A 25,620-nucleotide genomic window follows, 5' to 3' on the forward strand; every position below is an offset into this window, starting at 1 on the left:
AATGCGTTGTGTGGCCATCTGAAATTGTTTCATTCTTAACCGGGTTGAGCAGCAAAAGTAGGGGATTTTATTAGTCTATCAAAAAAGTAGGGTATTTAATCTGGCGCTGCCTTGTGGGAGGTTTAAAGCGAATATTGAGAGATGATATGCTAATTGAAGGGTTTATAGTAAGGTCCGGATGCCCGCAGGACCTTGTTTGTATGGTATTTACCGTTCTCATATGAAATGGAATGTTGCAGCGTAGCTGTAAGTGGCGTTATCTGTAACAATAGCTTAAATTTACCGGGGCAAATTGGATGGGGCACAGGAAGTTTTGCTGAAGAAAAGCGCCTTCCTGTCTGTTCAGGGTAGAAACTGATGGGCGGAAATGACCAGATGCTGATAGGAAAAATTGATCATTATGTGCTTAACTATTTGCAAGATGAAAAAGAATTCTAAGATTGGTTATGGCTTTTTGGGGGAATAGCAGTTTACATGATTTTTTGTTCATTCCTGCGGATTTTTAGAGCATAATTCCGTTAAGAAAGGGTGGTTTTTTAAACCTGATAAAGGATAAAAAAGGTCTATCGTAAATGATACAACGGTTATGTAGTTTGATCGATTCTTTGCAGTAATGGTTGAGATTGGGAAATGAGTGAATTGACGACTATAAGAATGATCTGACGGGCAGATCTAACTTAAGATTAAAACCAGCGTCATTTACCTGTATCTAAATGAGGAAATTATATAAAAGTAGTTGTGGGCATGAAGTATAACAGGCAATGTTAGCTTATCGCGTATTCCTCGCGGCTGAGAAAAAGTTACTAATGGGACTATTAAATGATTTAGAATGAGGCAATATATCTCACTTTTTACACTGCTTTTGTTTTTTTGTCAATGTGCAACTTCTGGCAAACATACGGAAATCTATTGCCGAGGAGATATAAATACTGACCCTATGATAAATCATTTTGAACCGTGCTCTTATTGCAATTTTAAAGCTGTAGTTTTAAATGGCGGGTTTGAGATCAATATATCGGACTCGGCATATAAAGTAACGGCATTCAAAATATTCATTTCCGATAATAGCGGAACTTTTTTTAGAAAGACCATTTTAGGAAACCGGGTTACAAAAAAGAATGTAAAAATGATCAGTAAGCTGAAAGCCGGAGATGTGATTTCAATTGAATGTATTAATGTATTCGGTAAAGGTGAGAGATCCATGGCTACGGGTATGACGATTGGCGTTGACAAGTAATTGCTTTCTCTATCACAAGCCCGGTTATTCAGGGCTTTGTTTCTATATTTTTTAGCATTAGGTGCTACAAAAATACCGCCCTGTAAATGGTGATCAAACTCATGATAATCACCAGTACCCCTACAACGGCAAACATCTTTTTAGTGGGAAGCTTTGCAGTAAGCATGGCAGAAAACGGTGCGGTAATGATGCCACCGATGAGCAGACCGGCTACAATGTTCCAGTGCTGAATACCCAGCGTAAATACAAAGGTGATGGCACTGGTAATGGTAAGGATGCATTTGGCCACGGTTGAACTGCCCACTACATAGCGGGGTGTCCGGCCGTTTTTGATAAAGGTTCCGGTTACCAGGGGCCCCCATCCGCCACCGCCAAAGGAATCAATAAACCCTCCGGCTAATCCTAAAGCGGTAATATTTGTTTTTTTCTGTTTTGCCTTTTTAACAGCGGGTTGTCCTTTTTTCCGGTTGAACGTGTTCATCAGGATCCGCACACCCAGGTACAGGGTGTAAGCGGCAATAAAGGGCTTCATGAGCTTGGCATCTTTTTCACCCAGGTAGGATAAGGCCAGCGCCCCAACGATGGCACCAATAACGGCGGGTATCGCCAGCGCCTTGGTGAGCTTCTTATTGACATTGCCCAGCTTATAATGACTGATACTGCCGGCTGCAGTAGTAAAGGACTCTGCCGAGTGGATACTGGCGCTTACGATGGGGGGCGCCACATTCAGCATCAGCAGGATGGTGGTACAGATCACTCCGTAACCCATGCCCATGGACCCGGCTACGATCTCAGCCAGGAAACCCACCAGGAGCATCCAGTAAAACATATGATGATCCTTATTCAAAAAATGGAGGATGGAATCGCTGACCCCAAAAATATAGATGGTATAAATGGCCAGGGCCAGTACCAGGAACAAACCGATACCGATAAGGTAGGGTGTGCTGCGCCGGGTGGCATTGGCAACGAGCGCGGAACTGTCTACCACTTCGTTTTCAGCGGGATTGTCAATATTAAAAGCGGCGTCGCTGCTTACACCGTTCACCGCAAGATCCTTCGTAATGTTGTTGAGCACTTTTACCTTATGGTCGAGGTTGCCGGAAAGCTGGTCGCGTATCTGTTGCATGTTGTCGAGCAGGTCGTTCATTTCATCGGGTATGGCCGCAGTAAAGGTTTCCCGCAGGCGTTTGGCGATGGTGGGTGATTTGCCGTTTGTGGAAATGGCAATTTTCAGGTGCCCTTTTTTTACCACGGAACCCAGGTAAAAATCGCAGAGGGCCGGTTTGTCTGCAATGTTTACCAGCTTTTCTTCTTTTGCGGCATCGGCTTTTATCTGAACGGCTGTTTCAAGATCATTTACGGCGGCAATGATCAAGCTGCATTCCCGGATGTCTTCGATGGTATAAGGCCGTTCACTAAGCCGCATAGCGGGATGGGTTTCCGCCAGTTCTTTTACCTCTGGCGCAATCGCCGTTGCCACCAGGTGGATGCGGGTGGCGGGAGAATTGGCCAGTACGGCTCCCAGCTTTTCCAGCGCAACTTTTCCACCGCCAATAATGAGCAGTTGCAGCGCCTCCAGTTTTAAAAAAACCGGGAAAAGCGTATTGGATGTTTCCGCTGTTGCGTTTGGATGAGCCGCTTGCTGTTCCTTCATGCAGTTACTTTTTTTTCAGGATGGCGTTCACCGAATGCTGGTGGGAGAAATGTTCTTTTTCTACCACTTCACTTTTGTGGTATACCAATGAAGAAGGGGGTACACTAAACGTGATCCAGGCGTTGCCGCCGATCACACTGTCTTTGCCGATCACGGTGTCGCCGCCAAGAATCGTAGCGCCTGAATACAGGATGACATTGTCCTCTATAGTAGGGTGTCTTTTTTGATCTTTTTTTACCTTGGCGGAATTCAGGGCACCGATGGTTACACCCTGGTAGATTTTTACCTTTTCTCCGATAACGGCTGTTTCTCCAATAACCACACCGGTTCCGTGATCAATAAAGAACGAAGCTCCGATAGTAGCGCCGGGGTGAATGTCGATGCCGGTTTTACTGTGTGCATATTCGGTAAAAATGCGGGGCAGTACGCGGATCCCCAGTTTCCACAAGGTATTGGAAATACGGTATACGGCGATGGCATAAAACCCGGGGTAGGCATGCAATACTTCCTCTTTATTTAAAGCGGCCGGATCATTGGCCACAAAAAAAGAAGCATCTTTTTGCAGCGTTTCATAAAGACCGGGTAAGCCCGCGAAAAAAGTATCGGAAAGTGCCTGGGCCTCTGCACCATCGCTTACCACATCGTAAATCAAAGTGGTAAGGTGGCTTTTGAGTGAATACCAGCCTTTTTCCAGGTCGCTTTCCTTCTGGTTCACACCGGTCTGCGGCACGAATAAGAAACCGAAAATATCGTCCACAAACTGGTGGCTTAACACTTTATCAGGCAGATTCCCTGCATGCTTTTTATTATGCCGTTGCAACAGGATCAAAAAATCGTTCTCGTTCATTGTTGTTATTTAAGTTGGTCACCGGAAACGCTGGATCAGTTTTATAATGCAATTTAAAGCATCTGATGCTGTGCGCATTAACCGTATTCTTTGTAGGATATGTATCTGGCAACAACCCGCTTCTTCTGTACCTTAGTGGCTGTCACCGATCCATTTGCGCTGGGAAAAATCACCAAAGGTTTCACCTGCATTCCGCTCTTTTACATAAACGTCAAACAGGCCATCCAGGGTTTCTAAAATAGCGGTTTCGTCCAAACTGTCTTTATATTTTGTATTCAGGCGTTCACCCAGACGGTCACCTCCGATATGAAGATTGTATTTTCCAAGTGAAGTGCCCACAAATCCGATCTCTGCGTTGGGAGAGCGTCCGCAACCATTCGGACAACCGGTCATGCGTACAATAATGTCTTCATCTGCTAACTGGTGCTTTTGCAGCAGCGGTTCTATTTTACTGATGAGGGTAGGCAGGTATCGTTGTGCCTCTGCCATCGCCAGTGCACAGGTGTTCAGCGCCACACAAGCCATGGAGTTTCGCCGCATGGGGCTGGCACTATCTGTACTTTTGATGATTTGGTGCTCTTCCAGCAGTTGCTGGATAACCGCTTTGTCTGCGTCTGCAATATCACTCAGGATGAGATTCTGATTACAGGTGAAACGGAAGTTTGCTTTTCCTGTTTCAGCTATTTTTAATAAACCGGTTTTTAACGGATAGTTGTTTTCATCTACCACCCGGCCATTTTCAACAAACAGCGTGTAATACCATTTTCCTTCGTGGTTTTGCGACCAGCCGTAAGCATCTTTGCGACTGGTGAATGCGTAGGGACGGGCCGGTTCAAAAGAAAAGCCACAACGCTTTTCCACTTCAGCGCGGTAGGCATCCACTCCCATTTTATCAATGGTATATTTCAAACGTGACTGTTTACGGTCGCTGCGGTTTCCGAAATCGCGCTGTACGGTAATCACTTCGTAGATGGCTTTCATGGCCTGTTCTTTAGGCAGGTAACCCAGCATGCTTCCCAGGCGTGCGTAGGTGTTTGCATTACCATGTGTGGAGCCCAGGCCACCTCCGGCGGCAAAATTGTATCCTTTTAAAACACCATCTTCAATAATGGCAATAAGGCCCAGGTCGTTGATAAACACATCCACATCGTTATTGGGTGGGATGGCGATGCCGATCTTAAATTTCCGGGGCAGGTAACGGTCCTGGTATAACGGATCTTCTTCGGTGGTTTCTACTAATTTTTCAGCATCCATCCACACTTCATAATAGCCCCGTGTTTTGGGCAAGTGATACGCGCTGATCTCGCGGGCAAACTGGTAGATCTCTTCGTGTAACGGTGATTCTTTTGGATGAGACGCGCAGGTTACATTCCGGTTTACATCGCCGCAGGCCGCTATGGAATCCAGGTGCATCGTATTAAACGCACTGATCGTTGGTTTGGTATGCGATTTTAAAATACCGTGCAGCTGGATGGTTTGCCGGGTGGTGATTTTGATGGTGCCCGTGGAATATTTTCCGGCCACATGATGCAGCCCGATCCACTGGTCGGAAGTGATAAACCCACCGGGCAGCCGCAGGCGGATCATAAAGGAAAACAGCGGCTCCAGTTTTTTGCGGCTCCGTTCCTCACGGCGGTCACGGTCGTCCTGCATATACATGCCGTGAAACTTTACCAATGCCTGGTCGTCTTCCCGTATGGCGCCGGTGTGTGCATCCTTGAGGCTTTCCTTTAGCGTTCCACGCAGGCCCTGGCTGGCAACTTTGATCTTCTCCGTTCCTGATAAATTATTTTTCTCGCTCATATTGTCGTTTCAAGTTTCATGTTTGAAGTTCAGGTTCGGTTATGAACCCTGATCCATTTGCTGTTGATTAATATACATCCTTTGAATACCTTCCTTCTTCTTCCAGTTGAACGAGGTAATTCCGCGCTTCCTCTTCTGATGTTCCTTTTTCTTTAAGCAGCGCTACAAAAGTATCTTCCACATCCTTACACATGGGATCTTTCGCCCCGCAGATGTACAGGTGTGCACCACTGTTCAGCCATTCCAGGAGCTCCGCGCCTTTTTCCTTTACCCGGTGCTGCACATAAATCTTCTGATCCGTATCTCTTGAAAAGGCAAGGTCCAGGTTGTTCAATACACCTGTTTCCAGGTAGTTTTGAATTTCCGTCTGGTATAAAAAGTCGGTTACAAAATGTTGTTCGCCAAAAAACAGCCAGTTCCGGCCGCTGGCTCCTGTTGCATCGCGTTCTGCAAGAAACGAACGGAAGGGGGCCACGCCGGTACCGGGACCAATCATAATGATATCGCTGGTTTCTTCCGGCAGTTTAAAGTGTTTTGCTTTTTGAATATAAAATTCAATTTCGTGCCCTTCATCCAGGTCCGAAAGGAATTCACTGCAAACGCCATAACGCTCTTCATCTTCTACAGTGAACTGGTTTTTGGACACGGTGATATGGATCTCGTTTTCTCCGTGTGCATTTGGCGCGGAGGAGATGGAATAAAGGCGCGGTGATTGTGCCGTAAGTATCTTAATCACTTCCTCAAACTGCGCGGCATCTTTTACCGGGTAAATGCGCAGCAGATCGTAAAGGCTCATCCTGGTGTCCGGTATCTGTTGGTTGGTGAGCTCTGCAAATTTCTTAACGGTTGATTTGAGCAGGTAACAAATATTCAGGTGCTGGCTCAGCAGGTCACGTACCGGTGCCGTTACCTTCTCTGTCTGGATCTCTTTTTCCGGATCAATGCCGGTAATGCCGATGATCTTATTGATCATGCTTTGTTTATTGGAAGGCACAATGCCCAGCGCATCGCCCGGCAGGTAATCGATGGGCTCATCGGTAGTGATCTCAATGTGAAAGGTTTGCTTGTTCGAGCCTCGGTCATTGAGGTTGATATTGGTGATCACCTTGCCCATGTAATATTTTTTTCCAACGGATTTGGGGGCAGCGGCAGCCGGAGCAGCAGGCGCACTTGTGGTTGACTGCAGGGCTGCGGCTACATTATCCAGCCAGTGCAATGCGTCTTCTTCATATTCAACATCACATTTCTTCAACGGCAATACGCGGTGCGCGCCCAGAGCCTCCAGGCGGGCATCTACATCTTCTCCTGTTTTACAAAACTCGGGGTAAGAACTGTCGCCCAGCGCCAGCACTCCAAATTTGAGCTTGCCGAGGTTGAGCTGGTTTTCATGAATATGATCATAGAATTTTTTGGCCAGCAGGGGTGGTTCACCTTCACCCTGTGTGCTGATCACCACAAAGAAGTACTCTTCTTTGGGCAGGTCTGTAAAACGGTATTGATCCAGTCCGGTAAGTTTTACCGTAATGCCTTTCTTTTTGGCGATACCCGCCAGTTGCGTGGCCAGCTTTTTGGCATTCCCTGTTTCAGTTCCATATACCAGCGATATTTTTTTTACTGCGGCCGGGGCGGCAACGGCGGTCTCCTGTCCGCCGGCGATACCTTGCGCAAGACCGGCAAAATAGCCGCTTGCCCAAAGCAGTTCGTCCCGCGAAAGTGTAGGGGTGAGACTTTTGATGGCTCTCAATTTTGCGTCAGATAGCATGTTTTAAATTATTTTGTTGATGAACATTGATCATTTCTTCGGTAACCGGGTTGAAGTATAGTTGCCGGCTGTTGCTGTTTTCCAGCCACCGGAACTGCTGGTGCAGCGCTACTACCTTACCCACAACCACCAGGCTGGGGGAGGCTAGTGGCGTGCCTTTCAGCGCGGTGGCGTAATCGTAAAGGCTGCAGGTATGTACCTGCTGAAAACAGGTGGTAGCCTGTTCGATAACGGCCAGCTGTTTTTCTTCGGCGATGCCAAACTGCGTTAGCTTTTGCACCACCTGGTCCAGCGTACCGGACGACATATAAAATACCAGGGTATCCTCTGTAGCGGCCAGCTCCTGCCAGTAGGCATCCGTAACCACGTCCGATTTATAATAGGTGAGGAACCGCACTGCTGTGGCATAGCCCCTGGCCGTTAGCGGCATTCCCGAATAAGCGGCCGCTCCCAGTGCGGCGGTTACCCCCGGAATGATCTCGTATGAAATGGCATGTTGTGTAAGGGTTTGCAGCTCATCCAGGATATTGGAAAAAATGGAAGCGTCGCCGCCTTTGAGCCGCACTACCAGCTTTCCCTGTAAGGCATAATGCACCAGTAATTCATTAATGGTGCGTTGCGATACCGAACGCTTTTTGCTGCATTCTTTTCCTACATATACGATCTCGGCTGCAGGCGCCACATAACGGTGCAGGATCACATCGCTCACCAGGCGGTCGGCAAGCACTACGTCTGCTTTCCGCAAAGCATCGGCCGCCTTTACGGTGATCAGGTCCGGATCTCCGGGTCCCGCGCCGGCAAGGATCACCTTACCGGTACCCTTGGGTGACTGCTTTTTTACGGGTGATGTATGTTGAAGAAGCATCTGCTGTTTTTTATAATCTACTTAAAATGTAGACTTAATGGTTGTAACGATGCGCCGGTATACCGGGCATCGTTTGAATTAATTTAATAGAACGGCCGCTACGGTGCTGTTGCTGGTTTCATCTACCAGGATGGCATTGCCGTAGTCGCTCAATGTTGCAAAATCATCGTATACCAACGGAGCTGCGGTTTTGATGGTTGCGTGCACTACTTCGTTGAGCTTTACGCCATCTTCGGCCGGGATGCGTTCCAGGGTATTTACGTCGAGTTTGTAAGCTACTTCCCTTACAATGGTTTTGAGTAAACGGCCTTTGTGCTGAAGAAAATATTTATTGCCCTGTATAAGGGGTTTATTGTCGAGCCAGCAAAGTACCACTTCGATCTCGTTGCCCACCTTCGGAAGATTGTCGGCACGGGCGAAGGTATCGCCGCGGCTGATATCAATATCATCTGCAATATGCAATACCGCAGCCTGGGGAGCAAATGCCTCGTTCACTTCTTTACCACCCACTTCAATCTTTGTAATGGAGGTATCGATCCCCGCGGGAAGGACCTTTATCTTGTCGCCCACCTTGTATACACCACTGATGATTTGCCCGGCATAACCCCGGTAGTCATGCAGTTCGGCCGTTTGCGGACGGATCACATATTGAACCTGGAAACGGGGATCGGTGTGGTTGATATCCGAAGCCACTTCAACGGCTTCCAGGAATTCCAGCAATGAAGGGCCGGTATACCAGGACATTGTTTCGGAATGGTCTACGATATTATCGCCCAGGAGTGCCGAAATCGGAACATAGGTAACGTTTTCGAGCTTCAGTTGTGCCGCTACTTTTTCATAATCGGCTTTGATTTCGTTGAACCGTTCTTCCGAAAAATCAACCAGGTCCATTTTATTGATGGCTACCACCACGTGCGGCATTTTGAGCAGGGACGCGATGATAGAGTGGCGGCGGGTTTGTTCGATAACGCCGGCACGCGCATCAATCAGGATGATGATCAGGCTGGAGTTGGACGCGCCTGTGATCATGTTACGGGTATACTGCACATGGCCCGGAGCATCGGCAATGATGAATTTCCGTTTTGGAGTAGAGAAATAGCGATAGGCCACATCAATGGTGATCCCCTGTTCTCTCTCAGCTCTTAAGCCATCGGTGAGCAATGCGAGGTCGATGCCATCGGCATTTTTATTTTTCGATTGTTTTTCCAGCGCTTCCAGCTGGTCTACAAGAATGCTTTTGCTGTCATACAATAACCGGCCGATCAATGTGCTTTTGCCATCGTCTACACTACCGGCGGTTATGAATCTTAAGATATCCATTTAGAATTTAGATTTTCAGATTTAGAATTTAAAAGTATCCGCCTTTCTTACGGTCTTCCATTGCGGCTTCGGTTACTTTATCGTCAATCCGGGTTTCGCCTCTTTCGGAAATACGGGTGGCCATGATTTCATTCACTACCTCATCCAGTGTTGTGGCGCTGGATTCCACAGCCGCGGTGCAGGTCATATCGCCCACGGTGCGGTAGCGTACTCTTTTGGTAGAGATTACGTCGGTTTCATCGATCGTGATGTAATCGGAAACGGCGATCAGCTGTCCTTCATGTTCCAGTACTTCGCGTTCATGTGCAAAGTAGATAGAAGGCAGGGGAATTTCCTCTTTTTTGATGTAGTTCCATACATCCAGCTCCGTCCAGTTGCTGATAGGAAATACCCGTACGTTTTCGCCTTTGTGGATGCGGCCGTTATAAATGTTCCATAATTCCGGGCGCTGCAGTTTGGGCTCCCATTGACCAAACTCGTCTCTTACAGAAAAGATGCGCTCTTTTGCACGGGCCTTTTCTTCATCACGCCGGGCACCTCCGATACAGGCATCGAACTTAAATTCTTCAATGGTATCCAGCAGGGTGTGGATCTGCAGCCAGTTGCGGCTGGCAAATTTACCCTTGGGTTCCGTAAGGTGTTTTTGTTTAATCGTGTCTTCTACTTTGCGTACGATCAATTCTGCGCCTACTTCTTTTGCCAGGGCATCGCGATAGGCGAGCGCTTCCGGAAAGTTGTGGCCGGTATCGATATGTACCAGCGGAAAGGGGATCTTTCCGGGCGCAAATGCTTTTTTTGCCAGTTGTACCAGCGTAATAGAATCTTTACCGCCGCTGAAAAGCAGGGCCGGTTTTTCAAATTGTGCGGCAACCTCCCTGAAAATATAAATACTTTCAGCCTCAAGCTGCTCGAGGTAATCTAATGTGTACTCACCCATACGTTCTTTTTATACAGATCCGCTTTGCGGATTTTTTTTAACAATCAAAATGGTTTTCTCAGGGTTGGCGCTTATAGGGATCCCGTTATTGGTGTACATGAAGCCCGCACTCTTTATGCGAAACCTCCCACCACCATCTGCCGGCCCTGGGATCCTCACCAGGCTCAATAGCCCGGGTACAGGGGGCACAGCCGATACTGATAAATCCTTTATCGTGCAGCGGATTATAAGGTACGTTCTTTTGCCGGATGTAATCCATCATTTCATCGTAGCTCCAGTGAATGAGCGGATTGAATTTGTAAAGACCGCGGTCGGCATCCCATTCGATCATTTTCATATCTTTCCGGTTATCCGATTGTTCGCTTCTCAGCCCGGTGATCCATACTTTGGCTCCAGTCAGTGCACGATTGAGGGGCTTTACTTTCCGTATGAAACAACATGCTTTCCGGTTTTCAACCGATTCGTAGAATCCATTAACCCCGTTTGCTTTCACATAAGCTTCCACATCCGGCGCTTCGGGAAAATAAACGTCTATGTTGATTTTATAACGGGCATTGGTTTTTTCCAACAAATCGTAATGTTCATAAAACAGGCGCCCGGTATCCAGCGTAAAGATCCGCACCGGAAGCTTTACGGATGCGATCATTTCCGTTAATACCTGGTCTTCCTGGCCCAGTGAGGTGGAAAAAACGGTTTCTTCCGGAAACTGTGCCGTTACCAGTTTTAACGCATCTGCCGTTGAGGCGTTCTCTATTTCCTGTATCTGTTCTTCTGTAAACACGGTTGTTGTTTATGGTCTATCGTTTATGGTTTATAGCCGGAATGAACTATAAACCATAAATGATAAACTAAAAATTAAATATTCGGTTGAGGTGTATAACGCAGGTAAGGTTTTACCTCTTTTACACCTTTGGGAAATTTCTGGATGGCATCTGCTGTGCTGATGGAAGGAACCACGATCACATCTTCACCATGTTTCCAGTCTGCCGGAGTAGCCACGCTGTGGTTTGCGGTCAGTTGCAGGGAATCGATCACCCGCAGTACTTCCTGAAAATTACGGCCGGTTGAAGCGGGGTAAGTGATGATCAGTTTTACTTTTTTATCGGGCCCGATGATGAACAGGGAACGCACGGTTGCCTTTTCAGAAGCATTGGGGTGGATCATGTCATAAAGGGTGGCAATATTTTTATCGGGATCTGCGAGGATCGGAAAATCAACAGAGCAATTTTGTGTTTCATTGATGTCGTTCTTCCAGCCCAGGTGCGAATCCAGCGGGTCAACACTCACCGCCAGTGCTTTTACACCACGTTTTTCAAATTCGCCTTTCAATAAAGCTGTTTTTCCCAGTTCAGTAGTACAAACGGGGGTATAATCAGCCGGGTGAGAAAACAGAACCCCCCAGGAATCACCCAGGTATTCGTGAAATTTGATTTCTCCTTCTGTAGACTGCGCGGTAAAATCCGGGGCAGTATCTCCTAATCTTAATGACATAATTTTAAACAGTTTTTAGTGACAAAATAGCTCTTTTATAAACCTACTAATCGAGTAGACTAATAGGGTGGTTTGCAAGGTACGACAAAATATTTGAACGGAAGTGTAAAAAAAAGGTGAAATAAGAAAAACGAATGGGTAATAACTACAGGTTATGGGTTTTATGACGATTCAGGATGTCCGGTTGCATAAAATTCCCTGTGTACGCCGGCGTTGGTAAAGATCCGTTTAGTTGATCTGGATTTGGTAATGCTATGAGCTTTTAACAGCCTGCCTGAGCCCGGCAAACAGTCGTTAGTCTTTGAGATCAGCCAGGGTTCGGCTCTCCAGCACTTCAAGCGTTACGTCCCGCACCTGCCGCATCACATCGTGCAGCCCGCAGTGTTTTTCGTCGCAGTTTTTACAGCGTTCATAAAAGTAAAGGCTCACACAAGGCAACATGGAGATGGGCCCGTCGATCAGCCGGATCACCGTGGCCATTTTTACATCAGCCGGGTCTTTTTTAAAGAAGTAACCACCACCTTTTCCCTTTTTGCTTTCCAGGATACCAGCTTTGCGAAGCTCCAGCAGGATATTCTCCAGGAATTTTAACGGGATCCGTTTCTTTTTTGAAATCTCGGAAATCAGCACCGGGCCATCCTGCTGTTTATCAGCCAGGTAACCCAGCGCCTTAAAGGCATATTGTGATTTTTTTGTGAGCATATATAGATAACAAATGTTCGGTTATAAAGTTAAGGAACAATTGGTTGAAAAGGTACCGGGTTCAGTGCTGTTGCCGTATTTATTTTTAAACCCGGCCGTGCTGCTTCCGGCGTTTGCTGGCATTATTTAAGGCGTTTCGGCAAATGCCTTTTCCAACGGAAGGCTACCTGCTTTGTTCCAAACGCCGGTTTAGCCCTTTGCCTTTAACTGGTGCCGCTGGTTTTGAAGCACGTTATTCAGGGTCCAGGGAATCGTTTTTTCAAACGGGGCTTTTCGAACCGGGCAATCTTGTTTCCGGCAAAGCGGGCACTGAAAAGGCTTGCATCCGTCCGAGTGCACAAAGAATTCTATAGATTCTCCGTATTCGTTCCGGATCAGTGCCGCCAGCTGGTCAATTTCGTGATGTGCCTCTGCCACATTCAGGTACCAGGGAACGGTTAAGTGACAGTCGATATGCAATACGCTCCCGTACTTAATCACCCGGAAGTTGTGCAGATCGATCCAATTTTCAAGCCGGTTTTTATTGATATGGGCAATCATCTGCCGCAATAACTGCTGATCGGCTTCATCCATAATACCAGCAATGGAGCGCCGGAGAATGGTATACGAAGTGCGGAGCAAGAGTATCGTAAGGAGGATGGCTACCACCGAATCCAGCCAAAAGATCTTTGTAAAAAACACAAGGACCAGCCCGATGATCACTGCAATAGTGGAATAGGTATCTGTTTGAAGATGCCTGCCACTGACTTCCAGCGCAATGGAATGATTTTTTTTGCCGGTGGCGATGCAGATACTACCCAGCGCATAATTGACCACAGCCGTGGCCGCCACCAGAATGATACCCAGGTCCAGTTTGTGCAATAGCTGCGGGTGTATCAACTGGTCGATGGCTTTGTAAAGCACTACCAGCCCGGCAATTCCAATAAGCGTACCTTCTACTGCGGCGGATAAGAATTCGGCTTTCCCATGGCCGTAGGGATGGTTTTCATCCCGGGGCTGGGCGGCCAGGTAAAGACTGTAAAGCCCGATAAAGCCCGCCGCTACATTGGCAATACTTTCCAGGGCATCTGTAAGAACCGCTACGGAATGTGTTGAAAAGTAGGCGATCGATTTTACGATGAGCAACAGTAATGATACTGCAGCCACCCATTTCTGGATCTTCAGGTTCTGGCGGGAGCCTTGCGTTGTCATTGTAATCCGATTATGCGGTTTTCCGGTTCGCGTTGCCACGGTTTTTCCGGGCGCGGATATATCCCTGTACTTTACGTTTCAGACGGTGATAAAATTCTTTATTGAATAGATTTGAATCGTGCATGGCCTTATAGGTAAGGAACGCACCGATCGGGGTTAGAATAAAAGTAGACAGCCACATTCCGGAGAACGGCGTAACACTTCCTTCCTTGGCCATTTTTTCCCCGGTATTGGATGAAAAATAAAAGACCAGGAAAAAGGCTATGGCAAAAATCATCGGTGTACCTAGTCCGCCTTTGCGGATGATGGATCCCAGTGGCGCTCCGATCATGAACATCAGGAAACAGGCAAGGGCCAGCACAATTTTTTTATGCCATTCGATCTTATAGCGGCGGATATTCTTTTCCTGTTCCTGAATGCTGTTCAGGTTCATATTGGCATTGTCTTTTACCACCGTAATGGTGCCGTTGGCCCGTTCTGTTATATTCGACAATGCGCTGTCGGGCAAAAAGGCCATAAAGACATTGGCCACTTTTTTCTGTGGTTTGATGGCCTTTTTGGCCGTGTCCTTTTTCGTGGCTCCGCTGTCGCCGGCTGCTTTTTTCAGCGTATCGGTTTTTGCAGCTATGGCTTTTTGCGCCGTATCTGTTTTTACATGGGCACTGTCCTTCCTGGCAGCGCTGGCGGCAAGCAGGGGCTTCTTCTTTTTGCGGTTCTTCAAACGTTTCTTTGCGGGAGGTGCTGCCTGAGCGGTTTCCTTTTTCTTTGAAATGCTGTCCGTACGCACCGGTACCAGCGTGGCTTTTGCTTTGCCGGTAACGGAATCCAGGCCTAAAAAGGCGTCCTTATTTTTCTTAAAATTCAATACCGAGTCGGGAATGGTAACACCCTTGGTAACACTGTCGCGATACTGCAGCAGGCTGAACGTATTTACCAGGCTGTTTTGGTAACGCTCTACTTCCATACCGGTATATTTGGTCATGGAATCCAGGGCCTTGTCCAGTTGCCGCATACTCAATACCCGCTCGTTGTTCCGGTTGTTACTGTCGCTGGATGCTTTAAAGTTAAAGGCACTGATGTCCAGCTGCATTTTATACTCTTTAAAACCCAGGCGGATATATTCCGTGGCAGAATCCGTCCGGTTGCCCCGTTCCTGGTAACGCCACCCGTCCCTGAAAACAATATCCAGGAAACGCTTGTCGGGGGAGGGCTTCATGGTGCCATTTTTGGCAATAATGAAGTTATCCTGCAGGGAACCGTAATTGTTTTCAAAAACGATCAGGTCCCGGATCGTGCTGTCGTCTTTTTCCTTTTTCCCGATTTTAATAGCAAAGCGGTCCAGCTTATCGTAGAACACTCCTTCTTTAATATCAAATGCCGGTTTGGCCAGTACGATATCGGCCAGCATGGTGCGTGATTTCAACTGCGCCACCGGAATTACGTAGTTGGCAAAAAGAAACGCGCAGAAACTGATCACAAGAGTTACCCCCATCAGCGGCCGCATAAAGCGCAGCAGGGAAATACCGGAGGATTTGATGGCAACCAGCTCAAAGCTTTCTCCCAGGTTTCCAAAAGTCATCAGGGAAGAAAGCAGCACCGCCAGTGGGAGAGCCAGAGGAATCAGTACGGCACTCTGGTACCAGATGAATTTCAGAATGGTAAATGCATCCAGCCCCTTGCCCACAAAATCATCGATCCAAAGCCAGAAAAACTGCATTACCAGTACAAAGAGGGTAATAAAAAAAGTGGCCACAAAGGGACCAACAAATGCTTTTATAATCAGTTTATCTAACTTTTTCAACTGTTTCCGGTTTCTGTTTATGGTTGATAGTTCCGGTTCAACAGGTCATCATTTAAGGATGCACCGTCTATTGTCGTTTCAACCACAATTCATTTAATTTGCAAATAACGTATACATAATGGAAGAAACAAAATTAAGCCTTTCTCCAGAGGAGTGGGCCATTGTTGCAGATCCTGAAATCATTTTAACAAAGAATGCGGTTTTACATAAGATAAAAAGCTCGCTGGAGGCATTGCACCAATGGCAGCTGGATTTTGTTAAGGAACATATGCACCGTTTGCCGGCCGACCTGTTTACAAACGCCGGGAAAATTTCGCGGGGAGAAAACTACAACGGCCTGCCTTACCTGATCCTGGATTATCCGCGCAACTTTGGGCAGGAACATATTTTTGCCATCCGGAGCCTGTTCTGGTGGGGAAAGCAGGTGAGCACCACCTTGCATTTGTCCGGAAAATGGAAAGCACAGTTTGCCCCCCGCCTGATGGCACAACCGGCATTATTCCGGGATGCGGCGCTTTATATAAGTGACTATGGTAATGAGTGGGAGCACGATGTGCAGGGAAATAGTTACCGGCCTTTTAACGAAACAACCTTGCAACAACAGCCCGGTCTGGAACAGTCGGCTGCTTTTGTCAAAATAGCCTCCTTTGCCCCGATTGTACAACTGGAGCAGGCACCGGAGATCTGGCAAACGGCCTTCCGGAAATTTTTAGAGCTGCTGTTTTAAAGGAGCGGTGTTTTCGTTCAATACGGTAGTTGCTGCACGAAGGTTAATTACCCAGGCGGTGAAACAATTCTTTAACCTGGTAATCCCAAAGCTGACTTTGATCCTTAATGTCTCGTTTTTCGGCAAAGTCTGTAATCACTAAAATAGTTTGGTTGGTGATTTCTGATTTGTCAATCCGGAATTCGAAATATTCATTTTTGGGAGAACCGGCCCAGTGAAAACGGATCAGCCGTTCTTCTTCCTGCTCCAGCACCTCTGCCTCTTCATAAGAGCCGTTCCAGCCGAAATAAAAACGCCCGTTGCGCTCATCCACATTTTCTGCAAACCACTCACCCAACCCATTGGAAGTGGCCAAAAATTCAAACAAAATTGTTGGAGAACAACGTACAGGGTACTCCAGGGTGTATAGCTGTTTACTCATCGCTCGGGGTGTGTTTATTAATTCAATTAGCTACAATAATATAAAAATTATCATACTTTCAAAATTTTTTTTGAGTTTGTGCCGCCAGATCCGTTTTTTTCCTTAATAAACCCTGTTTTTAAGCTTAAAACCCGGGAAACGTGCTTTCTGATGGTTTTTGGCGGTTGCTGCTTTTTAAAATAGTATATTTGCAGGCATTTTTCAGTGAATAATCTTTGGTAAAATATGTTTAATAGTCTACAGGATAAATTAGAATCAGCCTTTAAAAATCTTAAAGGGCAGGCACGTATTACAGAACTGAACGTTGCTGCCACCGTAAAAGAAATCCGCCGCGCGCTGGTAGATGCGGATGTAAACTATAAAATAGCCAAGGAGTTTACAGACAAGATCAAGGATAAAGCCATGGGCGAGAAGGTGTTGAATGCCATCAGCCCCGGCCAGTTGATGGTTAAGATCGTGAAGGATGAGCTTACCGAACTGATGGGCGGTGAAGAAGCGGTTTTTAATGCAAAAGGAAGCCCGGCAGTTATTTTGATCGCAGGTTTGCAAGGTAGCGGTAAAACCACCTTCAGCGGTAAACTGGCTAATTTTTTAAAAAGCAAAAAAGGATTGTCGCCCCTGCTGGTGGCCGCAGATATTTACCGCCCGGCGGCGATGGAGCAATTGCGGGTACTGGGAGAACAGATCGGGGTAGACGTACATATCGAACCGGAAAATAAAGATGCCGTATCCATTGCCCAAAATGCCGTTGCAACGGCACGGTCGAAGAATAAGAATGTGGTGATCATCGATACGGCCGGCCGTCTGGCGATTGATGAGGCTATGATGACGGAGGTATCCAATATCAAAAATGCGATCAACCCGCAGGAGATCCTGTTTGTGGTAGATAGCATGACGGGGCAGGATGCCGTAAATACAGCGAAAGCGTTTAACGAGCGCCTCGATTTCAGCGGCGTGGTGCTTACCAAACTGGATGGAGATACAAGAGGTGGTGCGGCATTGTCGATCAAATACACGGTAAATAAGCCGATCAAATTTGTAAGCAATGGCGAAAAAATGGATGCGCTGGACGTGTTTTACCCCGAGCGGATGGCACAGCGGATCCTGGGAATGGGAGATATCACTACGCTGGTAGAGCGTGCCCAGCAACAGTTTGATGAAGAGCAGGCGAAAAAGCTGGAGAGTAAGATCCGGAAAAATAAATTCGATTTTGCCGACTTTAAAACCCAGCTGGACCAGATCAAGAAGATGGGAAATATGAAGGACCTGCTGGGAATGATCCCGGGTGTGGGTGCCAAGATCAAGGACCTGGACATCAGCGATGAAAGCTTTAAAGGCATCGAAGCGATGATCGATTCGATGACTCCTGAAGAACGCAGCAACCCGGATCTGATCAATGGCAGCCGCCGCAAGCGTATTGCCCTGGGCAGTGGCAAAGATATTTCGGAAGTGAACGCATTTATGAAGCAATTTGAGCAAATGCGCGACATGATGAAGAACATGAACAAGATGGGTGCTTTCGGCCGTATGATGCCGGGCATGGGTAAGTTTAAGATGCCGGGTTAGCAGCCTTTGGGCTTTTAGCAATTAACCTGGTTTTGTTAAGGCCGCAGAATACGCAGATCTGGTATGGCTTTATCAGTACCCAACAATATCGCAGCGCCGTAGCACCATCGCGTATCTGCAGCAATGATCCCGCGGAACGCCTGATCATTGAAGATTGACTGCTCACTCTGTCGTGCGTTGCGATTCATAATGTATGTCCGTCCGGATGCGGTTTAATAATTACACGGCAGCGCGGTTCGCTGCTTTTTTTTATATGCCGGAAACCCGATAAGCATTCTTACTGCTTTCATTTTTAACCGGTTAAGGTTTTATACACCGATTGTATTTTAGCTTCAGCAAATTCCTTCAACTTTATTTGTCCGCCATTTTATTGACTTTTTGACGGACAATTAATTTTGTCCGCCAAATTACTCCCCCAACCTTATTTGTCCGCCATATTTCGCATTTTTTGACGAACAAAGAAGTTTGTCCGCCAAAATGGCCCTCTATTATCATTTGTCCGCCATATTTTTCATTTTTTGGCGGACAAAGTATTTGTCTTTAATTTTGTCTCAACTAAGATCTGATCCAATGAACTTACAAAATGCAACGCTATACCATGAAGACCTGTTTCCACCTGAAAAAATTCATTATGAGCCAATTATAAATGAGTTATTAGCAGCGGAACAGGCGCTTGCGCGGTTTGATCAGATGTTGAAAAATCTTCATAACAGTGAAATATTGTTGGCACCCCTCCGGAATCAGGAGGCGGTGTTGTCTTCCCGTATGGAGGGTACGATCAGCACCATTGATGAAATCATGGAATTCGAAGCCAATGTGAAAGAAGATGATGACGAGGATACGTATAAAGCAGATGTTCGATCTGATGTGGTTGAAACCCTTTTATATCAACGTTCCTTGCGGAACGCGCAAAAAGGTATGGAAGCCGGATATGAAATTTCCGACAGCCTGATCAAACAGATCCATCAGCAATTATTAAGTTTTGGAAGGGGTGCTTCAAAATCGCCCGGGGCGTACAAAACAGAACCAAACTTTATTGGAGATAAAGCCGGAAGACAGATCTCCTATGTTCCGATTGGCCCTGAAAAATTGCAAGACGGTATGGAGCGCTTGTTTGCTTATCTAAAAAGCGATAAGCACCCGGTTCTGATAAGAACCGCAGTCATGCATCTGGAGTTTGAAGCGCTGCACCCTTTCAAGGATGGGAATGGAAGAATAGGAAGAATGTTGATCACGCTTTTTTTATGGCAGCAGCGATTAATTAGTGCGCCGCATTTTTATATTAGTGGTTACCTGGAAGAACATAAGGACTCATATATAAACAGGATGCGCGAAGTATCCGAAACCGGAAACTGGGAACAATGGTGTGCCTTTTTCTTAACTGCAGTAAAGGAACAGGCTATGCAAAACCTGGAAATTGCGGAGCAGATAAGCCGCCTCTATGAGGATATGAAACTGCGTGTTTCAGGAACACTGGCTTCAAAATGGAGCATGCAGGTATTGGACTATATTTTTACTTATCCCAAATTCAGGTTGCCCAACCTCTACCGGACAGCTGGAATCCCCGAAAAGTCGGCATCAACGTTTATTAAAAAACTATTGGATGAAGGATTGCTTTATTTGCAGCAGGAAGCGGCAGGACGTAAGCCTGCACTTTATTCGTTTGAACCATTGATGCGCCTGGTTAGGGTATAAAAAGACGGATATGCCGCCCTAATAAAACAGGCAGGGCAGGTAAGAAATCGATGATGCAAGATCAATCTATGCCTCGCCGAACCCTTTAAACCCAGGATCCACAATGCGTTTCCAGTCCGGGTGCCGTTTGATATAGGCAAATACGAAAGGGCAGAGCGGCACCAGTGTTTTACCGCTTTGCTCAATGGCTTCCAGGGTTTTTTCTACAATGGCCGTTCCCGCTCCTTTGCCCTCCAGCTCTGGTGGAACTTCGGTATGTACCAGGCTGATATGGTGCGGAGTTTCATTAAATTGGATAAATGCCGTATGCCCCTCGATGGTGAGCTGGTATTGCTTTTCCGCATCATTTTTTACAAGCGGGATGGCTGTATATTCAGGTTTCATAATGATATGATTAGTGTGTGATTTTAAAAAGGGATCAGCTGATACCGGTCTTTTTCAGCGGCTGCTTTTTAAAACAGGGTTGATTATTTTTGTTTCAGATGGCCGGATTGTTCCGGTAGTGGCACAAATTCCATTTCTCCGGGTACCGGTGGAAACCGTTGCTCCAGCCAGTCCTGCTTTGCTTTTTCGATCACTTCCCTGTCAGAGCTTACAAAGTTCCAGTAAATAAACCGTTCTTCGGGAAAGGGTTCGCCTCCAAATATAAAAACCGTGGTATTGTCTGTAGTTTCAAACGAACAGAGTGTGCTGTCTTTGGCGATCAGGATCTGTTTGGGACCATAGGCATGGCCTTCGCTGATGACACTGCCTTCCAGGATGTAGAGGCCGCTTTCCCCGTAAAGATCCTTCCCGATATGCAATACCTGGCCCTTAGCTGTTTGGATCTTTATAAAATACTGGGGACTGTGCACCGGTACCGGAGAGGTTTTGCCAAATGCGGTGCCGGAAATCAGTTTAATTACCGCTCCATCCTGCTGCCATACCGGTATGGCAGCGGCTTCTACATGTGTAAAGGAGGGTTCGCTTTGTTCCAGTGCTTTGGGCAGCGCCACCCATATCTGTAACCCATGTAGTTGTTTATCGGTTGTGCGCAGGTAGCCAGGCGTCCGTTCAGAATGTACCACTCCTTTGCCGGCCGTCATCCAGTTTACTGCACCGGGCATAATTTCAACCTCCGACCCCAGGCTGTCGCGGTGCATAATGGCACCTTCAAAAAGATAGGTAAGGGTAGAAAGCCCGATATGCGGATGCGGCGGCACATCCAGGTTCTGGTAATCTTTCAGGTTGGCCGGCCCCATATGATCAATAAAGATAAAGGGCCCCACCATGCGTTTCTGCCGGAAAGGCAACAGGCGGCCTACGAGGAAATTGCCGATATCGGCTGCCCGTTCTTCGATGATCATTCCAATATTTGACATGTTGCATATTTTTATAAAAGTAAAGGAAAACCGATGCGATCCGTTATCCTGGTGGCACCGGTTTAAAAATTAATCCAGGGTACCAAACTTCCCTGCCTGGAAGTCTTCCATCGCTTCGTAAATTTCTGCCTGGGTGTTCATTACAAACGGACCGTAAGCCGCAATGGGCTCGGGGATGGGTTCCCCGCTCAACAGCAATACCACCGCATCTTCCACAGCCGCAATGGTGATCTCTTCCCCTTCATTTTTAAAATGAACGAAGCTGTGCTCCGAGGCCTGCTGCCCGTTTACAGTTATGTTGCCTTTGATGACCAGCAAGGCGGTATTGAAATGTTCGGGGAACTGTGTGCTAACCGCGCCTCCCGCTTTCAGTTTAATATCCGAAAGGTGAACGGGCGTATAAGTGCTGGCGGGTCCTTGTACACCGTTAAAACTGCCGGCAATTACGTTTACGATGCCCCCATCCCCGGGAATCGTATATTTCCCCATCCGGTCTTTTCCGATGGCCTGATAATGGGGCGCTACATTTTTATTGCGTGCGGGAAGGTTTACCCAAAGCTGCACCATTTCAAACGGACCTCCGGTCTTCGAAAACTGTTCTTCATGAAATTCCTTATGCAGGATACCGGAACCGGCGGTCATCCACTGTACATCGCCTTCGCCAATGATGCCGCCTCCATCACTGCTGTCTGCATGCTGAACGCTGCCCTTGTAGGCAATGGTTACCGTTTCAAAGCCCTTATGCGGATGTGCACCTACACCCCGGGGAATTTCGGAAGGTCCAAAATTGTATTCGGGGTTAAAATCCAGCACCAGGAAGGGACTCATGTTTCTGCGGTCAACAGCTGCGGGAATAAAGCCATATACCCGGAACCCGTCGCCTACCATATGCGGCTGTGCGGGTTTGGGAACGATTTTTCCGATCGTTTTTTTCATTGTATGTTTCTCCTTGTTTTATAAGATCTCAATGTTCAATTTAGGTTTGAGTCCGTTGTCTGTTACGGAAAATGAATGCCTGGGAGCGGTTTCCAGCTCTGTGAAGAACCCGGAGATCGCTGCGGCCAGCGCTGCCTCCCGGCCGGCTTCATACGTGATCCACATGCTGTCGTGATCCTTCAGCGAAAGCAACTTTTTGATCATAGCTTCCTCCTTGTTATCCAGGTATGCTTCGGGGGCCACAACCACATCAAAATCGATCAGCTGAAATTTCTCCACCGCTTCTTCGGCGGTAAGCACCTGAACCAGGTTACTGTTGGGTTGTGCCTTCAGTAAGTTTGCTGCCTGTTCATTGAGGTGTATGCCCAAGATTTCTGTTTTCATATTGATTTTACTCCTTTTGGTATAAAGTTACAACTGTATTAACGGCCGGCACTTAAACCAGGTTAAGTCCTCCGTAGTATCGCTGCCGGAGATGATTGAATTTTACAGCTGCATGACGGGTATCGCCATATTTGGCGATGAACCTGTTGATAAGGGAAGCCTACCTTTAGCCCTCCATTTCAAAAACTAAAAAACATCTGATTATGAATGTCATCAACCGCGCAAAAAATATGATCCTGGCCCCTAAAGCAGAATGGGACATTATTGACGGGGAGCAGCCCGATAATGCAAAAGTAATTACCGGTTATGTATTGCCGCTGGCCGGACTGGCTGCCGTGGCTGCCTTTATTGGTTATGGGTTTATTGGTATGGATGCTGGTTTTTTCAGAATCAAAGGCGTGAATTGGGGCATTTACCAGGCGGCAAATGCATTGATCATGGGCATCCTGGGCGTTTTTATCAGCGCTTTTGTCATTGATGCACTGGCGCCCAGTTTTGCCTCGGAAAAAAATATGGGCCGTTCTGTGCAATTGGTGGCCTATGCCTACACACCTGCCTGGGTGGGCGGTTTGCTGAATGTATTTCCGGCACTTGCTTTTATTGGCGCGCTCTTCAGTCTCTACGGTTTATACCTGCTGTATCTGGGATTGCCAAAAATGAAAAAGACACCGGAAGATAAACAGCTCTCTTATTTTATTGTATCCCTGCTGGTGATGATCGCCGTTTATGTGGTAATCGGTATCATCATGAGCGCGCTGGTAATGCCAACAATGGGGCTTTCCATGTCGAAGGATATCCTTCAGTCGATACAGGTAAGATAAAGCGCCGGGAGTGGTCCGCTGTATTACCCGTTGCACCGGCTGCTGTTTTTTGTAATACCGTTTTTGTAATAAGAAAAAATATCACAGAAATATTATTACAAAGTTGTAATAAGGAATCAATAATATTTTTAAATATCACAAAAACAATATTACAGCGGAAGCACGCAGGGATATTTCAAACCGATTTCGCTCCCGGCAGTTGTGCTTATGCGGCTCCTTGCTGTTTTTCCATGGTGATTGAAAATACCTCAGGCCGGTCCTTCTTATGATATAAGCTTTGGTATTTACAGTACCCGCTGTATGATCCTGTTTCTGAAACAATCATGAACAGGCGGTGTGCAGTCTCGCTATTTTTTTATGGTAATATCATCCAGCACAACGGCGGTGGTTCCGGTATTTTCAATGACCATGCGGATGGTTTTTTTGTGATGATCCCGCTCGGATCCGGTTTTAAAATTTAGCCTGGTTGCGGTAAAGGCCGGCCGGCTTTTGACCGTTTGACTTGCAGCGGCAGACAGATCGCCGGTAACCGGGGCTACATTTTCAACCGTGGCTTTCAGCGTACCACTGCCTGCCGACCAATATTCCAGCGTATAAGCCCGGCTGTGATCCAGGTACACGTACTGCTCGGCTTTTTGCCCGGGCATCAGCCGGAGCCCGTTGCCTCCCTTCCGGCCCGCGCCGGCTGCAAGCGTAGCATCACCTTCCCAGGGTGCGTGACTGCTGTTCTCTTCAAAGCCCGGATTGGGCAGCTCGTTGCCGCCATACAGCGGCCACTGGTAATAACGGATATAATCCACTTCCATGTTCACGTTGCCGCCGGAGCCATAAGTACCCAGGAATACATTCATAAAATGATTGGGCGCAAAGATCTTATGTTTATCTGTGTATGCACCGATAAGGTTACCGTTGATATAATGTTTGATGCCGGTGGGCGTCCATAACATGCCGTGCGTTACCCAGTTGTTTTCGTGCTGGTAACCCTTTGCAATATGCGTGGCAAGGTTGTGCACGAACGTACCTTTTTTATCTACCTGGCCATGTAATACAAACTGCGCATTCAACAGCTCAAAAACATCGATTTCAAAAACCTGCCCGGGCGGGCGGATGCCTTCGGTACCATTTAACACCGTTTCCTGCTCCAGGTAGTAACGGAGGTCCGGCCCCGGTGAGTCGAACCAGAATGCCGTATTCACGCCTTTGGGTTCTCCTGATTTGCTCCGCCGTACCCTTACCTCAAAGTAACCGCCGCGGCTATTGTCCAGCAGGTTTTCGTTTGTTTGCCAGTCGTAGGTTTGTATGGATGATATTTTCTGGTTGCCCTTTGGAGTATACAGTCTGGCGGGTAGTGAATCGTTTACAAACAGGTTGATGGTGCTGCCGTTCAGCCGGTAAGCAGGCTGCGGTAACCGGCCCGTGAGCATTTCTTCTTTCGATTCCTGGTTTAAATAATTGAGCGATGAAAAATAGTTGGTGGTCCATTTGCTCCGGTTCAGCAGTGCATCATTAAACTCATCCTGCCAGTACAACTGCATGCCTGCAGGCACGGCGGTGGAACTGGGATTGGTGGTTAGTTCCTTTCGTTCCTCCGGGTCCGGTTCCCATTTTTTGTGGGCGGTTACGGTGCCTTGGGCAATGCTGCTGCCTCCTGCGGTGATCCGTTCCAGCCAGATATGATAGGTGGCTCCGGGTATCAGGTTTTGTATATAATAATGATTGACGCCCGGTTCCGGGGTAGCCGCAGGTTTGGCGGGACGTTTATTGCCGGGTGACCAGTACAGGCGGTATTGCGTTACCGCATGATCGGCATCCCAGTTTACGCGGATCCAGCTGCGGGTACCTAGTAACCGGAGTTTGGACGTGACAAGCGGTGCCTGCGCATCGCTCCCCAGCGTTGATAATAGTGTAAATAACAACAGTATCTTCCTCATGTGTGTGCATTATAACCGGCATTTGTTGAATGATGCCGGCACTCCGGATTAATTGCAATACGGATAAGGATCAAATGTAACTTATTTTGCTGTTGCACTGCCATCGTAAACAGCAGCTGCGCCTGTAGCCAGGGAGGATCGCTGCAATGCAAACGTTTGATCAGCGAC

At 47.2% G+C, this 25,620-nt stretch carries 23 protein-coding genes; 5 read left to right on the forward strand and 18 right to left on the reverse strand.

Going from position 1 to position 25,620, the window contains the following annotated elements; genetic code table 11:
- Positions 1-829: 829 nt before the first annotated feature.
- Positions 830-1,237, forward strand: a complete 408-nt coding sequence (locus tag LQ567_RS19775; protein WP_231007438.1) for a GldM family protein — start codon at positions 830-832, stop codon at positions 1,235-1,237.
- A 64-nt stretch (positions 1,238-1,301) separates the two neighbouring features.
- Here the strand turns inward: LQ567_RS19775 and LQ567_RS19780 are convergent, their stop codons facing one another.
- The 12 genes from LQ567_RS19780 to LQ567_RS19835 form a co-directional block, all read right to left on the reverse strand.
- Complete coding sequence (locus LQ567_RS19780; protein ID WP_231007439.1) at positions 1,302-2,891, reverse strand: TSUP family transporter; 1,590 nt, start codon at positions 2,889-2,891, stop codon at positions 1,302-1,304.
- Positions 2,892-2,895: 4 nt separating this feature from the next.
- Positions 2,896-3,738 carry a serine O-acetyltransferase EpsC gene (gene epsC, locus LQ567_RS19785; RefSeq protein ID WP_231007440.1) on the reverse strand — a complete coding sequence of 281 codons (843 nt, stop codon included), beginning with the start codon at positions 3,736-3,738 and terminating at the stop codon, positions 2,896-2,898.
- Between the two features lie 132 nt (positions 3,739-3,870).
- Positions 3,871-5,541 (reverse strand): NADPH-dependent assimilatory sulfite reductase hemoprotein subunit, encoded by a 1,671-nt coding sequence (locus LQ567_RS19790; RefSeq protein ID WP_231007441.1) that lies wholly within the window; start codon positions 5,539-5,541, stop codon positions 3,871-3,873.
- A 67-nt stretch (positions 5,542-5,608) separates the two neighbouring features.
- Entirely contained in the window at positions 5,609-7,303 is a 1,695-nt protein-coding gene (locus tag LQ567_RS19795) for a diflavin oxidoreductase (RefSeq protein ID WP_231007442.1), read from the reverse strand.
- On the reverse strand, positions 7,293-8,168 hold the full coding sequence (gene cobA / locus LQ567_RS19800; RefSeq protein WP_231007443.1) for a uroporphyrinogen-III C-methyltransferase: 876 nt from the start codon (positions 8,166-8,168) through the stop codon (positions 7,293-7,295). The genes LQ567_RS19795 and cobA overlap by 11 nt, the downstream gene beginning before the upstream one ends.
- A gap of 78 nt (positions 8,169-8,246) precedes the next feature.
- On the reverse strand, positions 8,247-9,488 hold the full coding sequence (locus LQ567_RS19805) for a sulfate adenylyltransferase subunit 1 (protein WP_231007444.1): 1,242 nt from the start codon (positions 9,486-9,488) through the stop codon (positions 8,247-8,249).
- A gap of 28 nt (positions 9,489-9,516) precedes the next feature.
- On the reverse strand, positions 9,517-10,425 hold the full coding sequence (gene cysD, locus LQ567_RS19810; protein ID WP_231007445.1) for a sulfate adenylyltransferase subunit CysD: 909 nt from the start codon (positions 10,423-10,425) through the stop codon (positions 9,517-9,519).
- Between the two features lie 85 nt (positions 10,426-10,510).
- Positions 10,511-11,206 (reverse strand): phosphoadenylyl-sulfate reductase, encoded by a 696-nt coding sequence (locus tag LQ567_RS19815; RefSeq protein ID WP_231007446.1) that lies wholly within the window; start codon positions 11,204-11,206, stop codon positions 10,511-10,513.
- 74 nt (positions 11,207-11,280) lie between these two features.
- Positions 11,281-11,916 carry a peroxiredoxin gene (locus LQ567_RS19820; protein ID WP_231007447.1) on the reverse strand — a complete coding sequence of 212 codons (636 nt, stop codon included), beginning with the start codon at positions 11,914-11,916 and terminating at the stop codon, positions 11,281-11,283.
- 294 nt (positions 11,917-12,210) lie between these two features.
- Positions 12,211-12,618: an RrF2 family transcriptional regulator gene (locus tag LQ567_RS19825; protein WP_231007448.1), complete on the reverse strand. Its 408-nt coding sequence runs from the start codon at positions 12,616-12,618 to the stop codon at positions 12,211-12,213.
- Positions 12,619-12,807: 189 nt separating this feature from the next.
- On the reverse strand, positions 12,808-13,809 hold the full coding sequence (locus tag LQ567_RS19830; RefSeq protein ID WP_231007449.1) for a cation diffusion facilitator family transporter: 1,002 nt from the start codon (positions 13,807-13,809) through the stop codon (positions 12,808-12,810).
- Between the two features lie 10 nt (positions 13,810-13,819).
- Positions 13,820-15,610 carry an LptF/LptG family permease gene (locus tag LQ567_RS19835; protein ID WP_231007450.1) on the reverse strand — a complete coding sequence of 597 codons (1,791 nt, stop codon included), beginning with the start codon at positions 15,608-15,610 and terminating at the stop codon, positions 13,820-13,822.
- 118 nt (positions 15,611-15,728) lie between these two features.
- Between LQ567_RS19835 and LQ567_RS19840 the strand changes: the two genes are divergently transcribed.
- Positions 15,729-16,337, forward strand: coding sequence for a hypothetical protein (locus LQ567_RS19840; RefSeq protein ID WP_231007451.1), 609 nt, complete (start codon positions 15,729-15,731; stop codon positions 16,335-16,337).
- Positions 16,338-16,380: 43 nt separating this feature from the next.
- On the opposite strand, the gene LQ567_RS19845 is transcribed toward LQ567_RS19840, so the two are convergent.
- Entirely contained in the window at positions 16,381-16,758 is a 378-nt protein-coding gene (locus LQ567_RS19845; RefSeq protein ID WP_231007452.1) for an START-like domain-containing protein, read from the reverse strand.
- Positions 16,759-16,983: 225 nt separating this feature from the next.
- Here LQ567_RS19845 and ffh point away from each other — a divergent pair, with 225 nt between their 5' ends.
- Entirely contained in the window at positions 16,984-18,324 is a 1,341-nt protein-coding gene (gene ffh / locus LQ567_RS19850; RefSeq protein WP_231007453.1) for a signal recognition particle protein, read from the forward strand.
- A 477-nt stretch (positions 18,325-18,801) separates the two neighbouring features.
- Positions 18,802-20,019 (forward strand): Fic family protein, encoded by a 1,218-nt coding sequence (locus tag LQ567_RS19855; RefSeq protein ID WP_231007455.1) that lies wholly within the window; start codon positions 18,802-18,804, stop codon positions 20,017-20,019.
- A gap of 66 nt (positions 20,020-20,085) precedes the next feature.
- Here the strand turns inward: LQ567_RS19855 and LQ567_RS19860 are convergent, their stop codons facing one another.
- The 4 genes from LQ567_RS19860 to LQ567_RS19875 all read right to left on the reverse strand — a co-directional run bounded on the left by LQ567_RS19860 (position 20,086) and on the right by LQ567_RS19875 (position 22,700).
- The gene (locus tag LQ567_RS19860) at positions 20,086-20,403 is read right to left on the reverse strand and encodes a GNAT family N-acetyltransferase (RefSeq protein ID WP_231007456.1); all 318 of its coding nucleotides are present in this window, start codon (positions 20,401-20,403) and stop codon (positions 20,086-20,088) included.
- Positions 20,404-20,486: 83 nt separating this feature from the next.
- Positions 20,487-21,380: a pirin family protein gene (locus tag LQ567_RS19865; RefSeq protein ID WP_231007458.1), complete on the reverse strand. Its 894-nt coding sequence runs from the start codon at positions 21,378-21,380 to the stop codon at positions 20,487-20,489.
- Between the two features lie 69 nt (positions 21,381-21,449).
- Positions 21,450-22,316: a pirin family protein gene (locus LQ567_RS19870; protein WP_231007460.1), complete on the reverse strand. Its 867-nt coding sequence runs from the start codon at positions 22,314-22,316 to the stop codon at positions 21,450-21,452.
- A gap of 18 nt (positions 22,317-22,334) precedes the next feature.
- On the reverse strand, positions 22,335-22,700 hold the full coding sequence (locus tag LQ567_RS19875; protein WP_231007461.1) for a hypothetical protein: 366 nt from the start codon (positions 22,698-22,700) through the stop codon (positions 22,335-22,337).
- Between the two features lie 203 nt (positions 22,701-22,903).
- On the opposite strand from LQ567_RS19875, the gene LQ567_RS19880 reads away from it, so the two are divergent.
- Positions 22,904-23,521, forward strand: coding sequence for a Yip1 family protein (locus LQ567_RS19880; RefSeq protein ID WP_231007463.1), 618 nt, complete (start codon positions 22,904-22,906; stop codon positions 23,519-23,521).
- 347 nt (positions 23,522-23,868) lie between these two features.
- On the opposite strand, the gene LQ567_RS19885 is transcribed toward LQ567_RS19880, so the two are convergent.
- Positions 23,869-25,452 (reverse strand): fibronectin type III domain-containing protein, encoded by a 1,584-nt coding sequence (locus LQ567_RS19885; RefSeq protein WP_231007464.1) that lies wholly within the window; start codon positions 25,450-25,452, stop codon positions 23,869-23,871.
- Positions 25,453-25,620: the final 168 nt, after the last annotated feature.

This window comes from Niabella pedocola (genome assembly GCF_021044425.1).
Classification (GTDB): domain Bacteria; phylum Bacteroidota; class Bacteroidia; order Chitinophagales; family Chitinophagaceae; genus Niabella; species Niabella pedocola.

Coding starts and splice junctions, on each gene's coding strand:
- LQ567_RS19775 (WP_231007438.1), top strand. CDS start 830: ATGAGGCAATATATCTCACTTTTTACACTGCTTTTGTTTTTTTGTCAA.
- LQ567_RS19780 (WP_231007439.1), bottom strand. CDS start 2,891: ATGAAGGAACAGCAAGCGGCTCATCCAAACGCAACAGCGGAAACATCC.
- epsC (WP_231007440.1), bottom strand. CDS start 3,738: ATGAACGAGAACGATTTTTTGATCCTGTTGCAACGGCATAATAAAAAG.
- LQ567_RS19790 (WP_231007441.1), bottom strand. CDS start 5,541: ATGAGCGAGAAAAATAATTTATCAGGAACGGAGAAGATCAAAGTTGCC.
- LQ567_RS19795 (WP_231007442.1), bottom strand. CDS start 7,303: ATGCTATCTGACGCAAAATTGAGAGCCATCAAAAGTCTCACCCCTACA.
- cobA (WP_231007443.1), bottom strand. CDS start 8,168: ATGCTTCTTCAACATACATCACCCGTAAAAAAGCAGTCACCCAAGGGT.
- LQ567_RS19805 (WP_231007444.1), bottom strand. CDS start 9,488: ATGGATATCTTAAGATTCATAACCGCCGGTAGTGTAGACGATGGCAAA.
- cysD (WP_231007445.1), bottom strand. CDS start 10,425: ATGGGTGAGTACACATTAGATTACCTCGAGCAGCTTGAGGCTGAAAGT.
- LQ567_RS19820 (WP_231007447.1), bottom strand. CDS start 11,916: ATGTCATTAAGATTAGGAGATACTGCCCCGGATTTTACCGCGCAGTCT.
- LQ567_RS19825 (WP_231007448.1), bottom strand. CDS start 12,618: ATGCTCACAAAAAAATCACAATATGCCTTTAAGGCGCTGGGTTACCTG.
- LQ567_RS19830 (WP_231007449.1), bottom strand. CDS start 13,809: ATGACAACGCAAGGCTCCCGCCAGAACCTGAAGATCCAGAAATGGGTG.
- LQ567_RS19840 (WP_231007451.1), top strand. CDS start 15,729: ATGGAAGAAACAAAATTAAGCCTTTCTCCAGAGGAGTGGGCCATTGTT.
- LQ567_RS19845 (WP_231007452.1), bottom strand. CDS start 16,758: ATGAGTAAACAGCTATACACCCTGGAGTACCCTGTACGTTGTTCTCCA.
- ffh (WP_231007453.1), top strand. CDS start 16,984: ATGTTTAATAGTCTACAGGATAAATTAGAATCAGCCTTTAAAAATCTT.
- LQ567_RS19855 (WP_231007455.1), top strand. CDS start 18,802: ATGGCCCTCTATTATCATTTGTCCGCCATATTTTTCATTTTTTGGCGG.
- LQ567_RS19860 (WP_231007456.1), bottom strand. CDS start 20,403: ATGAAACCTGAATATACAGCCATCCCGCTTGTAAAAAATGATGCGGAA.
- LQ567_RS19865 (WP_231007458.1), bottom strand. CDS start 21,380: ATGTCAAATATTGGAATGATCATCGAAGAACGGGCAGCCGATATCGGC.
- LQ567_RS19870 (WP_231007460.1), bottom strand. CDS start 22,316: ATGAAAAAAACGATCGGAAAAATCGTTCCCAAACCCGCACAGCCGCAT.
- LQ567_RS19875 (WP_231007461.1), bottom strand. CDS start 22,700: ATGAAAACAGAAATCTTGGGCATACACCTCAATGAACAGGCAGCAAAC.
- LQ567_RS19880 (WP_231007463.1), top strand. CDS start 22,904: ATGAATGTCATCAACCGCGCAAAAAATATGATCCTGGCCCCTAAAGCA.
- LQ567_RS19885 (WP_231007464.1), bottom strand. CDS start 25,452: ATGAGGAAGATACTGTTGTTATTTACACTATTATCAACGCTGGGGAGC.